We start from the raw sequence: 451 nt of genomic DNA, 5'->3' as shown, positions 1-451 counted from the left end.
TCTTGTATTTGTTTTATTATCTAACTTTCCTCTTATAGATATAATCTTTTGATTATTATCTTGTGTGTCATTAAAGATTCCTTGTTTTAATTCTGTGCCTCTTATAGCTAAAATATATTCTTTAGATTCTTTATCTTGGAATAGAGTAGTAGATTTTCTTGTATTTGTTTTATTATCTAACTCTTTTTCTAACTCTCCTAAGTCCTCAAATAAAGTTGCAGAGAATCCTGAAGTAGTATTTGGTTGGTGAATAAGGAGGTCATAGCGAGAAAAGAATCTTTTAGCTTGAGTGGGGGTCATATCACCTTTTAATTTAAAGGTATTAAAAAATGTGCTATCTTGTGTTTCATAATCAAAATAAGTAGCATCCATAATATCGTGTAGGGTGATAAATTCACCTTTTCTAGTTTTACTTTGAGTATGAAACTTCTTTCCGATTAAATCATAGTAT

The 451-nt window shown here is 28.8% G+C and carries 1 protein-coding gene; it reads right to left on the bottom strand.

Annotated elements, in window-relative coordinates; genetic code table 11:
• Positions 1-451 (bottom strand): hypothetical protein (locus tag CQA44_RS13390; RefSeq protein ID WP_258865052.1); only part of this gene is annotated, 451 nt, incomplete at both ends.

The sequence above is a fragment of the Helicobacter sp. MIT 14-3879 genome (assembly GCF_003364125.1).
Note: the sequence above shows the minus strand (reverse complement) of the source record. Positions and strands in the feature narration are given on the sequence as shown.